This window comes from Gordonia sp. VNK21 (assembly GCF_046098115.1).
Taxonomy (GTDB): Bacteria; Actinomycetota; Actinomycetes; order Mycobacteriales; family Mycobacteriaceae; genus Gordonia.
On sequence record NZ_JBJURU010000015.1, the window covers coordinates 16,629 to 30,525 of the forward strand.

General features: G+C 68.4%; 14 protein-coding genes. 10 read left to right on the forward strand and 4 right to left on the reverse strand.

Going from position 1 to position 13,897, the window contains the following annotated elements; translation table 11 throughout:
- Positions 1–9: 9 nt before the first annotated feature.
- The 4 genes from metE to ACJMNC_RS15690 form a co-directional block, all read right to left on the reverse strand.
- Positions 10–2,325 (reverse strand): 5-methyltetrahydropteroyltriglutamate--homocysteine S-methyltransferase, encoded by a 2,316-nt coding sequence (gene metE, locus ACJMNC_RS15675; protein WP_408948897.1) that lies wholly within the window; start codon positions 2,323–2,325, stop codon positions 10–12.
- Between the two features lie 42 nt (positions 2,326–2,367).
- Positions 2,368–3,255, reverse strand: a complete 888-nt coding sequence (locus tag ACJMNC_RS15680; RefSeq protein WP_408948898.1) for a 3-hydroxybutyryl-CoA dehydrogenase — start codon at positions 3,253–3,255, stop codon at positions 2,368–2,370.
- A 224-nt stretch (positions 3,256–3,479) separates the two neighbouring features.
- A complete protein-coding gene (gene aceA / locus ACJMNC_RS15685; protein WP_408948899.1) occupies positions 3,480–4,772 on the reverse strand; it encodes an isocitrate lyase in 1,293 nt (430 codons plus the stop codon).
- A gap of 352 nt (positions 4,773–5,124) precedes the next feature.
- The gene (locus ACJMNC_RS15690) at positions 5,125–5,874 is read right to left on the reverse strand and encodes a hypothetical protein (protein WP_408948900.1); all 750 of its coding nucleotides are present in this window, start codon (positions 5,872–5,874) and stop codon (positions 5,125–5,127) included.
- 41 nt (positions 5,875–5,915) lie between these two features.
- On the opposite strand from ACJMNC_RS15690, the gene ramB reads away from it, so the two are divergent.
- The 10 genes from ramB to ACJMNC_RS15740 all read left to right on the forward strand — a co-directional run bounded on the left by ramB (position 5,916) and on the right by ACJMNC_RS15740 (position 13,894).
- The gene (gene ramB / locus ACJMNC_RS15695; protein WP_408948901.1) at positions 5,916–7,346 is read left to right on the forward strand and encodes an acetate metabolism transcriptional regulator RamB; all 1,431 of its coding nucleotides are present in this window, start codon (positions 5,916–5,918) and stop codon (positions 7,344–7,346) included.
- A 77-nt stretch (positions 7,347–7,423) separates the two neighbouring features.
- Positions 7,424–7,957, forward strand: coding sequence for a carboxymuconolactone decarboxylase family protein (locus ACJMNC_RS15700; protein ID WP_408948902.1), 534 nt, complete (start codon positions 7,424–7,426; stop codon positions 7,955–7,957).
- Positions 7,958–7,971: 14 nt separating this feature from the next.
- A complete protein-coding gene (locus tag ACJMNC_RS15705; protein ID WP_408948903.1) occupies positions 7,972–8,613 on the forward strand; it encodes a class I SAM-dependent methyltransferase in 642 nt (213 codons plus the stop codon).
- Between the two features lie 93 nt (positions 8,614–8,706).
- Positions 8,707–9,525, forward strand: a complete 819-nt coding sequence (locus ACJMNC_RS15710) for a methyltransferase domain-containing protein (protein ID WP_408948904.1) — start codon at positions 8,707–8,709, stop codon at positions 9,523–9,525.
- Between the two features lie 12 nt (positions 9,526–9,537).
- Entirely contained in the window at positions 9,538–9,879 is a 342-nt protein-coding gene (locus ACJMNC_RS15715) for a cupin domain-containing protein (protein WP_408948905.1), read from the forward strand.
- 19 nt (positions 9,880–9,898) lie between these two features.
- On the forward strand, positions 9,899–10,564 hold the full coding sequence (locus ACJMNC_RS15720; protein ID WP_408948906.1) for a hypothetical protein: 666 nt from the start codon (positions 9,899–9,901) through the stop codon (positions 10,562–10,564).
- A 93-nt stretch (positions 10,565–10,657) separates the two neighbouring features.
- Positions 10,658–11,128 carry a hypothetical protein gene (locus tag ACJMNC_RS15725; RefSeq protein WP_408948907.1) on the forward strand — a complete coding sequence of 157 codons (471 nt, stop codon included), beginning with the start codon at positions 10,658–10,660 and terminating at the stop codon, positions 11,126–11,128.
- A 6-nt stretch (positions 11,129–11,134) separates the two neighbouring features.
- On the forward strand, positions 11,135–11,845 hold the full coding sequence (locus ACJMNC_RS15730; protein ID WP_408948908.1) for an ABC transporter ATP-binding protein: 711 nt from the start codon (positions 11,135–11,137) through the stop codon (positions 11,843–11,845).
- Complete coding sequence (locus ACJMNC_RS15735) at positions 11,842–12,651, forward strand: ABC transporter permease (RefSeq protein WP_408948909.1); 810 nt, start codon at positions 11,842–11,844, stop codon at positions 12,649–12,651. The genes ACJMNC_RS15730 and ACJMNC_RS15735 overlap by 4 nt, the downstream gene beginning before the upstream one ends.
- A gap of 124 nt (positions 12,652–12,775) precedes the next feature.
- Complete coding sequence (locus tag ACJMNC_RS15740) at positions 12,776–13,894, forward strand: linear amide C-N hydrolase (protein ID WP_408948910.1); 1,119 nt, start codon at positions 12,776–12,778, stop codon at positions 13,892–13,894.
- Positions 13,895–13,897: the final 3 nt, after the last annotated feature.

A 13,897-nucleotide genomic window follows, 5' to 3' on the forward strand; every position in this document is an offset into this window, starting at 1 on the left:
CGGCCGTCGCTACTGCCCGTCGGCCATCCGCCGGCGCAGGCGGCGAGCCGCCGCCACCATGTTCCGCAGCGAGGGCTCGAGCTGCCAGTAGTGCCGGGTCTTGAGTCCGCCGTCCGGATTGGCCCACAACCGTGCCGGGTCGATCACCGACGCGGCCCGGGTGAGCCGCTCATCGATGGTGGCGATGTCCGGGATCACCGCGCTGCGGCTCTCGTACACACCCGGCCCCACCTGCCGTTCGATGGCCGTGCCGTGTTCGGTCAGCTCCTCGAGCACCCACTCGATCTTGCGGGTCGCCACGATCGACGTGACATCGGCGTCGAGGGCGTTGAACGCCTCCACCACCTGCTGGATCGACGAATAGCCCAGATGCGTGTGGATCTGCGTCTCCGGTTTGGCGCCACCGGTGGCCAGCCTGAACGCCGCCACCGCCCAGTCCAGGTAGCCCTCCCGGCCGCGCTCGCGCAGCGGCAGCAGCTCCCGGATCGACGGCTCGTCCACCTGGATGATCTTGATGCCGGCCTGTTCCAGGTCGCGCACCTCGTCGCGGATCGCCAGCGCCAGCTGCTCGGCGGTCTCGTGCAGCGGCTGGTCCTGCCGCACGAACGACCGCGCCAGCATGGTCACCGGACCGGTCAGGATGGCCTTGACCGGCTTGTCGGTCAGCGACTGCGCGTACGAGATCCACTCGACGCTCATCGGACCCTTGCGCTTGACGTCGCTGTAGAGGATCGGCGGCCGCACATAGCGCGAGCCGTACACCTGCACCCAGCCCATGTGGGTGAAGGTGTAGCCGTCCATCAGCTCGGCGAAGTACTGGACCATGTCGTTGCGTTCGGCCTCGCCGTGCACCAGCACGTCCAGACCGATGTCCTCCTGCAACTCGATGACGCGCTTGATCTCCTCGCGCAGCCGGTCCGCGTACTCGTCCCAGGTGAGCCGACCCTGCCCGTAGTAGTAGCGGGCGCGGCGGACGTCCTCGGTCTGCGGGAACGAGCCGAGCGTGGTGGTCGGCACCGGAGGCAGCCCCAGGGCGGCCTCCTGCGCGGCCTTGCGCTCCGGGTAGGGCGCACGCTCGCGCTGGTCCGGCCGGATGTTGGCCACCCGCTGCCGCACATCGTGCTTGAGCTTGAAGTGCACCGACGTCGGGCGGGTGTACCAGTGCTCGGGGGCGCCGTGGGTGATGGCCTTGGCCAGCGCGATCACCTCGCCGACCTTCTGCTTGGCGAACGAGAGCCGGTCGGCCACGTCGCCGGGGATGTCCGGCTCGATCAGCTTGTCCACCGGGACGTGCATCAGCGTGCACGAGGTGGACACCACCAGATCGGGAATCTCCTTCTTGATCTCCAGCAGGTAGTCGAGCTTGCCTCCCTTGGCGGCCTTCCAGATGTTCCGGCCGTCGATCACGCCGGCGTAGAGCCGCTTGCGCTTGAGTCCGGGGATCTTGCCGAGCGCCGCCGCGCTGAGCGGTGCGCTGATCAGGTCCAGGCCGATGGCCTCGATCGGGGACTCGGCCAGGATCGGCAGGGCCGGTCCCAGATCGCCGTATTCGCCGGTGACCAGGATGCGCGGCCGCAGACCGGCGTGGCCGAGCCGCTGATACGCCCGGTGCAGCGCCTCGAGCTCTTCGGGGGTGCGATCGGAGGTGAACGCCGGCTCGTCGAGCTGGACGCACTTGGTGTTCTGCTTCGAGAGCTTCTCGAAGAGCTTGATGTAGACCTCCACCAGATCGTCGAGACGATCGAGGGGGGTGAAGTCCTCCGGCGCATCGGCCGGAGCGCCGGACATGAGCAGCAGACTGACCGGGCCGAGCATGATCGGCCGCAGCTCGATGCCGGCGGCGGCCGCACGGCGGTGCTCGTCGAGCAGCATGTCCGACAGCGCCGGGAAGGTCTCCAGCGAGAACTCGACGTCCGGATCGATGATCGGCTGCCGGTAGTAGTAGTTCGTGTTGAAGTACTTGCGCAGTTCCAGCGGCGGGAAGTCCGGCTTGCCGCGGGCCATCGCGAAGTACAGATCGATCGGCTCGAGTTCGGCGGCCAGCGGCTCGAAGCGCCGGGGCAGCGCACCGAACATGAGCGCGTTGTCCATCACGTGGTCGTAGAACGAGAAGGTGTTGCCGGGCACCTGTTCCAGGCCCGTCGCCGCCAGCTCGCGCCAGGTGCTCTCGGCCAGGTCCCGACCGGTCGCGAGGAGTTCCTCGCGACCGATCGAGCCGTGCCAATAGCTCTCGAGTGCGTGCTTGAGTTCGCGCCGGGCACCGATCCGGGGGTACCCCAGGATCGACGAGCCGTGTTCGATTCCGTCAGCGCGTGCCGTCGTCATGCCTGCACCTTATCCACGTGGGTGAACTCGAAGAATGTTCGGTCAGGCCTTGGCCGAAACTTTGTCGCCGTACTGGTAGAAGCCGTGTCCGGCCTTCTTGCCCAGCCGGCCCGCCTCCACCATGCGCAGCAGCAGCGGCGGCGGCGAGTACAGCGGCTCCTTGAACTCCTCGTACATCTTGTCGGCGATCGCCTTGACGGTGTCCAGGCCGACCAGATCCGAGAGCTTGAGCGGGCCCATCGGGTGAGCACAGCCGAGCACCATCGCCTTGTCGATGTCCTCGACGGTGGCGAAACCGCTTTCGACCATCCGGATGGCCGAGAGCAGGTAGGGCACCAGCAGCGCGTTGACCACGAAGCCCGAGCGGTCGGCCGAGCGGACGACCTGCTTGCCGAGCACGTCGTGGGCGAAGGCCTCGGCGCGCTCGCTGACCTCCGGCGCGGTCATCAGGGTGGTGACCAGCTCGACCAGCGGCAGCACCGGCACCGGGTTGAAGAAGTGCATGCCGATGACGCGGCCGGCGTTGCCGGTGGCCATTCCGAGCTTCATGATCGGGATGGACGAGGTGTTGGAGGCGAGCACGGCGTTGGGGTCGGTGACCACCTTGTCGAGCTCGCGGAAGATCTCGGTCTTCACCTCTTCGTCCTCGACGACGGCCTCGACCACCAGCTGGCGGTCGGCGAAGTCGCCGAGATCGTCGGTGAAGCGCAGCCGCCACGTCGCCTGTTCGCGTTCGCGTTCGGTCAGCTTGCCGCTGGACACGCCGCGGTCGAGCGAGCGCAGGATGCGGGCGCGGCCGGCGGCGGCCAGCTCCCGGGTGCTCTCGTAGACGAGGACGTCGGTGTTCGCGCGGGCGCACACCTCGGCGATGCCGGCGCCCATCTGACCGGCGCCGATGACGCCGACGCGCGAGATCTTTTCGCTTGCCATGGTTGGCTCCTGATTCGTGATGTGACTCTTGCGCCGGGGGGGACGGCGTGGCGAGAGCTCTTAGTGAAGAAGGTAGGGGAAAAACGTAGGCGGGAAACCGAATCGGCGTCAGGTGTGACGTGGTCGACCCGGTTAGCAGACGATCCCGGGCCAGGCGGGGTGAGACCCCCTTGCCTGACCCGGGATCGTCATGGCGTCAATCCTCCGTGAGAAGGAGCTGGTTCCTAGTGGAACTGGCCCTCTTCGGTGGAGCCCTTCAGGGCTGCGGTGGAGGTGTTCGGATCGACGGTGGTGGCGATCCGGTCGAAGTAGCCGGCACCGACCTCGCGTTGGTGCTTGGTGGCGGTGTAGCCGCGCTCCTCAGCAGCGAACTCGCGCTCCTGCAGGTCGACGTAGGCCGACATCTGGTTGCGGGCGTAGCCGTAGGCCAGGTCGAACATCGAGTAGTTGAGGGCGTGGAAGCCGGCCAGGGTGATGAACTGGAACTTGAAGCCCATCGCGCCGAGCTCGTTCTGGAACTTGGCGATGGTGTCGTCGTCCAGGTGCTGCTTCCAGTTGAAGGACGGGCTGCAGTTGTAGGCCAGCAGCTGGTCCGGGAACTCGGCCTTGACCGCCTCGGCGAACTTCTTGGCCAGCTCCAGGTCGGGCTTGCCGGTCTCCATCCAGATCAGGTCGGCGTACGGAGCGTAGGCCTTGGCGCGAGCGATGCAGGGCTCGATGCCGTTCTTGATCCCGTAGAAGCCCTCGGAGGTGCGGGTGCCGTCCAGGAACGGGCGGTCGCGCTCGTCCACATCGGAGGTCAGCAGGGTGGCGGCCTCGGCGTCGGTACGGGCGACGACGACGGTCGGGGTGTTCGCGACGTCGGCGGCCAGACGGGCCGAGGTCAGGGTGCGGATGTGCTGCTGGGTGGGGATCAGCACCTTGCCACCGAGGTGGCCGCACTTCTTCTCCGAAGCGAGCTGGTCCTCCCAGTGGGTACCGGCGGCGCCGGCCTTGATCATGGCCTTCTGCAGCTCGTAGACGTTCAGCGCGCCGCCGAAGCCGGCCTCGCCGTCGGCCACGATCGGCACGACCCAGTTGTCCACCGAGTCGTCGCCCTCGACGCGGGCGATCTCGTCGGCGCGCAGCAGCGCGTTGTTGATGCGCTGGACGACGGACGGCACCGAGTTGGCCGGGTACAGCGACTGGTCCGGGTAGGTGTGACCGGAGAGGTTCGCGTCACCGGCGACCTGCCAACCCGAGAGGTAGATGGCCTTCAGGCCGGCGCGCACCTGCTGCACGGCCATGTTGCCGGTGAGTGCGCCGAGGGCGTTGATGTAGCTGTCGTCACCCTTGGTGACACCCTCCCAGAGGATCTCCGCGCCGCGACGGGCGAGAGTGTGCTCCTCGACGACGTTGCCCTGCAGCTCGGCGACCTGCTCGGCGGTGTACTCGCGCTTGATGCCCTTCCAGCGGGGGTTGGTGTCCCAGTCGTTCTGGATCTCCGCGGCGGTACGCGGCTTTCCGACGTTGCTCATAGCCTTCGCTTTCTTCGTGACTGCGGCAGTGCAGTGTCTTCGTTTTCCAGCGGCCGTCGGTTTGTGCAAACCGAACCGCGCCTCGAGGCAATGCCTGACAACACTGTGCCACACGGAAAACTCCCTGGTCCAGCCCTTGTCAAGTGCAAAACGCGGCTATCTTTTTGACCCGATTTGCAAAGTTTGTAAATATCGAGGGGTGCCCCACTTTCACAACACCGCAAAAAGTACGCGCGTACTGCGAAAACCACGGGGCGCGGCACGTCGGGGGCTGCGCGACGACCGCGGCAGGCCGGACCGGCCGGGCCCGATCGACGCCGGAGATTTGTGGGTGACCTCACAGAACGTCAGGCTACCGACGGGTAGCCCGTTCGACCGACCGGTCCACCAGAGCGGTGAAGTCCTCGTCGCTCATCGGGGCGGTGAGCTGATCGGGGACCTCCCGGGTGACGGCGGAGTCCTGACCGCCCACATTGAGCTGCAGAGTGATCTGCGTGCCGTCGGGCCGGCGGACGAGCACATTCGACAGCAGCGAACTGCGCGTCCGGATGCCGCCGTCGGGCATGGTGGTGATGGTCTCCGAGCGCACCAGCAGTGCCTGCTCCACCGCTTCGGCTGCGGGACTGGGCAATTCGGTGCTGCGGGTGACGATCCGGGCGCCGGCCAGAGTGCCCTTGGACGGCACCGCGGTGACCAGTGCGCAGCGGCCGGTGGTCGCCCGGCGGTCGGCGTCGACGTTGCGGACCACGGTGCTGACCAGCTCCGAGAGGGTCGCGGTGTCCGACTGCGCCACCTGCAGCACGGTGTTCTTCTCGGTGAGCATCGGATTGAACTGCGCGTCGGCGGTCGGCGCGCACGCCGCGGGCTCGAAGGTCACCGACTGCGCCTGCTCGAGCGTGAGCCGGTTGGCCGCGACCAGCTCGTCCACCGCCGCGGGGAAGACCGTGTACCCGGCCGGCAGCGCATCGGAGGGCAGGACCAGCGCCGTCAGCGGCAACTCGGACTCGTCGTCGCCACCGCTGCAGGCGGCGAGCAGTCCGGCTGCGCTCACCGCACACAGAAAGACCGTCGCCGGCCGGCGGACGCTGGAAAGATTCGGCACGCGGTCACCGTACCGGTTCGCCGGAGGGCGAGGAGGAATCCATGAGCAAGACGTTCGTCGGTTCGCGGCTGCGGCAGCTCCGCGGCGAGCGAGGCCTGTCCCAGCAGGCGATGGCCAAGACCCTGGGCATCTCGGCGTCGTACCTCAACCAGATGGAGCACGACTCCCGGCCGCTCACCGCCTCCGTGCTCGGCCGCATCAGCGAGGTCTACGGCATCGACATCGGCTTCTTCGATCCGCACGACGACGTCCGGCTGATCGCCGAACTGCGCGAAGCCCTGATGGAGGAGGACATCGAGGCCGCGCCCGGCGCCGCCGAGGCCGCCGAGATCAGCGCGATGGTCAGCGGCCACCGGCAGATCGCCGAATCGATGGTCGAACTGCATCGCCGCTACCGGCTGGTCTCCGAACAGCTGGCGGCAGTGACCTCCGGCCGCGGCGATCCCGGGATGCGCGGAGTGATCAGCGCGCCGCACGAGGAGGTGCGCAACTACTTCTACAACCGGCGCAACTACATTCACGAACTCGACGTGGCGGCCGAGGAGCTCACCTCCCGGATGCGCATGCACTCCGCCGACATCCGGGCCGGACTGCTCGACCGGCTCGAGGACCGGCACGGCGTGCGCGTGATGCGCCGGGTGGACCTGGGCGACAACGTCTTGCATCGGTTCGATCCGAACACCCGGCTGCTGGAGTTCTCGGCAGCCCTCTCCCCCGGCCAGCGCAGTTTCCGGGTGGCCTCGGAGATCGCCTTCCTCGAATTCGGCGACCTGATCGACGATCTCGTCGCCGAGGGCAGCTTCTCCGACGAGGACGCCGTCACCCTGGCCCGCCAGGGGCTGGCCGGCTACTTCGCCGCCGCGGCGATCCTGCCGTACTCCCAGTTCCACGGCGCCGCCGAGGACTACCGCTACGACATCGAGCGGCTGTCCGCGTTCTATTCGGTGTCCTACGAGACCATCTGCCACCGGCTCTCCACGCTGCAGCGCCCCAATCTGCGCGGGGTGCCGTGGACCTTCGTGCGCATCGATCGCGCGGGCAACATGTCCAAACGCCAGTCCGCCACCAGCTTTCACTTCTCGGCGAGCGGCGGCACCTGCCCGTTGTGGAACGTCTACGAGACCTTCGGCTCGCCGGGCAAGATCCTCACCCAGATCACCGAGATGCCCGACGGCCGCGAGTACTTCTGGATCTCCCGCACCGTCGAACGCCGTGCCGCGCGATACGGCCAGTCCCCCAAGACCTTCGCGATCGGCATGGGCTGCGAGTTGCGGCACGCCGGACGGGTGATCTACTCCGACGGGCTGGAGATCGGCCCGCAGGCCCGGGTCACGCCGATCGGCGCGGGCTGCCGGGTGTGCGATCGCACCAACTGCGCGCAGCGGGCCTTCCCGCCGCTCGGCGCCGCTCTGGACATCGACGAGCACCGCAGCACCGTCTCGCCCTATCAGTCGCAGCCGGCCGCCCACTGACGCCGCGGCGGTGACGGCGGGACGATCAGGGGGCGCCACATGGTGATGGGGGCCACATTCGGCTACCGTCGGGTGCCATGAGCACTCCACGGGTGAGTCCGGGCCACTTCGCCGAACTCGGACCGATCAACTGGCTGGTGGTGCGGGCGATGTCGCTGGCCACCGGCACCGACAACGCGCACATCTTCGCCACCCTGGGCCGCAGCAAGGGGCTCTTCCGCGGCTGGCTGCACTTCTCGAGCCGGATGATGCCGTTCGGCGAGCTCTCCCGCCGGGAGACGGAGATGATCATCATCCGCGTCGCCCACCTGCGCGGCTGTGACTACGAACTCGACCATCACCGCCGGCTCGGCGCCAAGGCCGGCATCGACGGCGGTGAGTACGCCCGGATCCTGCAGGGTCCCGACGCCGGCTGGGGCGACCGTGAGCGCACCCTGCTGCTGGCCGCGGACGAGCTGGTCGGCACACGGGACATCTCCGACGACACCTGGCAGGCGCTGCGCCGCCATCTCACCGAACGCAAGGCGATCGCCTTCGTACTGCTGGTGGGCCAGTACGACATGCTCGCCACGGCGATCGGCACGCTGCGGGTGCAGCGCGACGATTTCTGAGCAGCGAAGAACCCATGTCCGACTTCGCCTCCCGGCTGATGCGCAGCGAGACCTTCTCCCGGGTCTACGGGCTCTGGCGGCCGCTGTTCACCCGCGGCTTCAGCCTGGGCGGCTCGTCCACCGTCGACGCCGACCGCGCGCTGCGCGCCTATCTGTCGCGGCCGGGCGAGCGCTTCGTCCTGGATGTGGCCTGCGGCCCGGGCAACTACGCCCACGATGCCGCCGCGGGCCTGACCGGCGACGGCCGCTATCTGGGTCTGGACTTCTCGCCGGCGATGCTCGACCGGGCCGCGCATCGGCACGACGATCCGCGGATCTCGTTCGTCTGCGGCGATGCGCACCGGCTGCCGCTGCCCGGCGAATCGGTGGACACCGCCACCTGCCTGGCGGCGCTCTACCTGATCCCCGATCCCCTGCCGGTGCTCGACGAGATGGTGCGGGTCCTGCGGCCCGGCGGTGAGCTCATCGTGTTCACCTCGGTGTCGGCGTCGGTGGCCCGCCTGCCCGGCGCCGGCGCGGTGGCCGGACTGTCCGGGCTGCGCATCTTCGGCCGCACCGAGATCACCGAGCGGCTCCACGCTCTGGGCATGGAGCAGGTGGAGCAGACCGTCACCGGCTTCGCGCAGTACGTGCTGGCCCGCAAGCCGCGTCGCTGAGACTGCGATCACCCGTTCCGGGCTGTCCACCCGCTCCCGGTAAGGCTAGGCTATTAACAGGAGATGAGTTCCTTTAAACAATAGGAGTCGGCCATGAGCCAGAACGGAACCCCGCACGACGGCCTCCCGCTCGCCGGACGCAAGGACGAGGACATGCCCGGCCACTGGCTGCTGGCCCGCATGGGCAAGCGCGTGCTGCGGCCCGGCGGTCTGGAGCTGACCACCGCGCTGCTGGCCGATGCCCGCCTGCCCGGGGCCGACGTCGTCGAACTCGCCCCCGGACTGGGCAAGACCGCCGCCGACATCCTGGCCGCCGGACCCCGGTCGTACGTGGGCGTCGAGGCGGACCCGGAGGCGGTCGCACTGACCCGCAAGGCCGTCGGCGCGCGCGGACGGCTCGTCGAGGCCGACGCCGCGCAGACCGGACTCGACGCGACCAGTGCCGACGTGGTGGTGGGCGAGGCCATGCTGACCATGCAGTCCGACCGCGGCAAGGACGCGATCATCGGCGAGGCCTTCCGCGTGCTGCGCCCCGGCGGCCGCTACGCGATCCACGAACTGGCCCTGCATCCCGACACCCTGAGCGACGAGCAGAAGACCGAGATCCGCAAGGCGCTGGCCCGCTCGATCAAGGTCAACGCCCGCCCGCTCACCGAAGCGGAGTGGCGCGGCGCACTGACCAAGGCCGGTTTCGAGGTGGAGCGGGTGCGCTTCGCCAAGATGGCCCTGCTCGAGCCGAAGCGCAATCTGGCCGACGAGGGCCTGCTGGGCACCCTGAAGATCGTGGGGAACGTGCTGCGCAACAGCGATGCGCGGGGACGTATCCTGAGTATGCGCAAGGTGTTCCGCACCTACCGCGACGAGCTGGCCGCCATCGAGGTCATCGCCCGTAAACCCGAAACCGCCGCCTGAAAGCCGTCCGTCATGATCGACAGCCCCGGTCGCCCGGTCTGGTCCTATCTGACCGGGCTCGCCGAGCCCAACACCGAGGAGACCGGTGACCGGCCCAAGGTGAAGGTGATCCATCGCGGCGAGACCGAGACGGTGATCCGGCTGGCCTTCCGGGCCGGGCAGGAGATGCCCGACCATCAGGCCGCGCACCCCATCGTGGTGCTCGGCCAGCAGGGCGACGTCGACTTCACCGTCGAGGGCGTGACCAATCCGCTCAGCCCGGGCACCGCCATCCGGGTCGATGCCCGGGTCAAGCACCACCTCCGCGCCCAGACCGACGGCACGCTGACACTGATCGTCGTCCATGGCAGGTAAGCAGCAGGACAGGGGACCGATGAGCACCTCCGCACCGCGCCAGCGCGACCGGGTCCGCACTCTGGTGGCCGAGGCCGCCGAGCCGATCGACGCCCAGGCCGTGGCCTCGGCGCTCGGCGTGCACGTGACGACCGCCCGATTCCACCTGAACAACCTGGTGAGCGAGGGGGCCGCCGAGACGGTGACGATGGCGCCCGAGGGCGTCGGCCGGCCGCGGGTGGGCTACCGCATGGTGGTGGCGCCGCCGATCGACGAGCTCTTCCTGATGCTGATCGCCCGGATCGGCGCCACCCCGGAGGTGCGCGAGCATCTGGCCGCCGAGGCCGGACGCGAGTGGGCGGCCCGGCACGCGGCCGAAGCCGTGACCATCGCCGAGGAGCCCGGGGTGCCCGACCCGGTGGTGGTGGTCGAGACCATCCTCACCCGGCTCGGCTTCCGGATCACCGACGTGATGAGCGCTTTCGGCCGGCACGAGATCCACCTGTGCGGCTGCCCGCTGCAGGAGATCAGCGACGAACTGCCCGAAGTGGCGCGCGGGGTGGTGCGCGGCATCGTCGAGCAGTCCCTGGCGGCCGCACTCCCGCTGCTCGGCACCGCGTACACCGTCACCGTCGCACCCGACACCGCGGCGGGCGACTGCGAACTGCAGCTCGGCCTGACCAAGGTCGCCGCCTCCTCACACTGACGCGGCAACCCAGATCACAGTTCTTAGGGTTGCCTGAGCTCATTTAGTGCAATATCTTTACTTTTATCCGTTTTCCTCTCCCTGGAGACCATCATGATCCGCCGCTTCCGACTTCTCGCCCTCACCCTGCTGACCGTGGCCGCGACCGCCGCCGGACTCACCTTCACCGCAGGTCAGGCCCAGGCACTGCCCGCCGACTTCACGGTCACCTCGGACAACCCGTCCGTGCAGGAGCTCGACGACATCGTCGAATTCCTGGTGGAGACCAACGCCTCCGACGAGGCCAAGGCCCGCAACCTCGAAGGCGGCATGGACGCGGTGATCGTTCCGAAGACCGTCTACAACCTGGGCCTGTTCCGCGCCCCGAAGGGCTGGAACAAGATCACTGAGATCAGCGCTCACGACGGCGACTCGATCCAGGCCCGGCTGCAGGCCGGTTCGTCGGGCCGCCCCACGGTCAACGTGACGGTCGAGTTCAAGAAGATCGGCAACTGGAAGCTGTCGAACAACTCCCTGTGCACCGGGGTGAAGACCGTCGGCCTGAACATCTACTGCAACGCCTGACGCACCTTGATCGAGATCGACGATCTGCGGGTCGACCTGGGCCGGCGCACCATCCTGCGCGAGGTGAACCTGACCGTCGCCCCCGGCGAGATCGTCTACCTCCTCGGTCGCAACGGGGCCGGCAAGTCCACTCTGTTGCGCAGCGTCTGCGGCATGGCGCCCCTTCGGAGCGGAGAGATCCGCATCGACGGGGCGCCGTTGCGCACCGCCCCCTCCCCCGCCCGCCGGATCGGCATGCACCTGGGTATCGACCCGGTCCATCCCGGCCACACCGGCCGCCGCCAGTTGCGCTGGCTGGCCGCCGGGGCCGGAGTGCCGCGCAGCCGGGTGGACGAGGCGATCGCGCTGACCGCCATCGGCGGGTACGCCGGCAAGCCGGTCGGCGGCTACTCCCTGGGCATGCGCCAGCGACTGGGCATTGCCGGCGCCCTGCTGCCCGACGCCCGGAACCTCGTCTTCGACGAGCCGCTCAACGGCCTCGACGCCGAGGGCATCATCTGGTTCCGCGGCCTGCTCGAGACCCTCGCCGCCGACGGCCGATCGGTGCTGCTGGCCTCACATCTGCTCTCCGAGGTCCAGCGCAGCGCCGACCGGGTGGTGGTGATCGACGACGCGACCGTCGTCGCCGACCGGCGCACCGCCGACGTCGTCGACCGCTACGGCGATCTGGAGACCGGATACCTGGCGCTGGCCGGCGCACGGGACGGGGCGGAGTGAGCGCGGCGACGGCGGCCGCCGGACAGGTGGCCCGCGGAGTGCGCGCCGAAGCGGTCCGCAGCAGCGGTCTGCGCGGGGTGCTGCTGCGCGGCGCCCTGCCGGCCGGTGTGCTGCTGCCGCTGCTGGTGACCTACGTGATCGCTTTCGCCTTCGAGCGGATCGCCCACTTCGACGGCAGCGACATCACCGTCACCGAGACCACCACCACCAACTCGGTGTTCTGGGTGCTGCAGTTCACCGTCGCAGTGGGCACCATCACCGCGGCCTTCGCACAGGCGTCGGCACTGCGCGGGCCGGGCCGCGACGTGGACCGGTACCTGTATCCGCGGAGCGGAACGTCGGCGCTGTCGCGCTGGATCTTCTACGGGCTGCTCTCCGCGGCCGTCAGCCTGGTGCTGGTGACCGTCATCATGGCCACTCTGGCTCCGGCCTTCCCCACCGTCTACGGGCAGGTGGATCTGACCTCGTCGGCCGGGGTGCGCTTCCTGATCACCACCCCGATTCTGGCGTTCTTCGCCTGCGGGCTGGGCGTGGGCGTGGCATCGGTGATCGGTCACCCGGCCGGCAGCGTCGCCTTTCTGCTGCTGTGGATCTTCCTGGTGGAGGATTCGATGTACCTGGTGCCCGACGGCACCAGGGTGCAGGCGTACATGCCCTTCCTCAACGGGATCTGGTCCACCGGCCAGGAGATCGTCATCACCCCGATGTGGGGTAAGGACGGTGCACTGGTCTACTTCGCGCTGGTCTCGACGGCCGCATTCCTGGTCGGCACCGGGGTTCTCGCACTGCGCCGGCGCCGGAGCTGAGCGCCGGTTCAGACCCGGCACGAATCGAGCGCAGTGCGCGCCGGAACGAGTGCCGGATGCGCCGGTCCGGTCGATACAGTTTCAGGCAGGATCATCGACCACAATCGAAGAAAGCAGACTGCACATGTGCACTCGGGTCATCTGGCCGGACGCCGGCGGCGCCGTCGTCGTCGGACGAAACATGGACTTCCATATGGAGTTGCGGACCAACCTGTGGAAGCTGCCGCGCGGAATCCAGCGCGACGACCGCGTGCACGGCGAGCTGAAGTGGACTGCCAAGTACGGCAGCGTGGTGGCCGGTGTCTACGACCTGCTCTCCGCCGACGGCATGAACGAGAAGGGCCTGGCCGGCCACATCCTGTGGCTGGCCGAATCGGAGTACGGCGAGCCGGATGCCTCACGGCCACAGCTGGCCATGTCGGTGTGGCTGCAGTACTACCTCGACAACTTCGCCACCGTCGCCGAGGCCGTGGACTGGACCAACGCGAACAATCCTCAGGTCGTGCCGATGACCGACCCGACCGGCGGCAGCCATCCGGCCATCCACCTCGCGCTCGACGACGCGACCGGCGATTCGGTGATCTTCGAGTACATCGACGGCGAGCTCAAGGTCTTCCACAGCCGCGAGTACCTGGTGATGACCAACTCCCCCACGTACGACCAGCAGATCGAGCTGGTCAAGCAGTTCGACGGGCTCGGCGGCGACGCCCCGCTCCCGGGCACCTGCAACGCCAAGGACCGCTTCGCCCGCGCCCTGTACTACGTCAACCATCAGGTGCCGCCGACCGGCCAGGTGCAGGCGCTCGCCGCGATGTTCAGCATCATCCGCAACGCCGCGCAGCCCTTCCGCACCCCCGAGCCGGGTAAGCCGGACGCCTCACAGACCCTGTGGCAGACCGTCTCCGACCTGACCAACCTGCGCTACGTCTTCGAGTCGACCACCCGTCCGAACACCGTCTGGGTGGACCTGAAGGACCTGGACTTCTCGGAGGGTTCGGGCGAGACCAAGCTCAACCTCATCAGCGGTCTCGAGGTGGAGAACGGACTCTCGGGCAATGTCACCAAGAAGTTCGGCAAGCACCACAAGTTCCACATCATCTCGATCGAGCAGGCCGATATCCTCGGCACCGCCGTCAGCAAGGCGATGGCCGCCGTCGACGCGGGCAAGAAGGCCCACGCCGGCGAGGAGAAGGTCCAGGACCTGGTCCGCGCGAAGTACCTGGAGCTGGTCGGCGCCGAATAACCC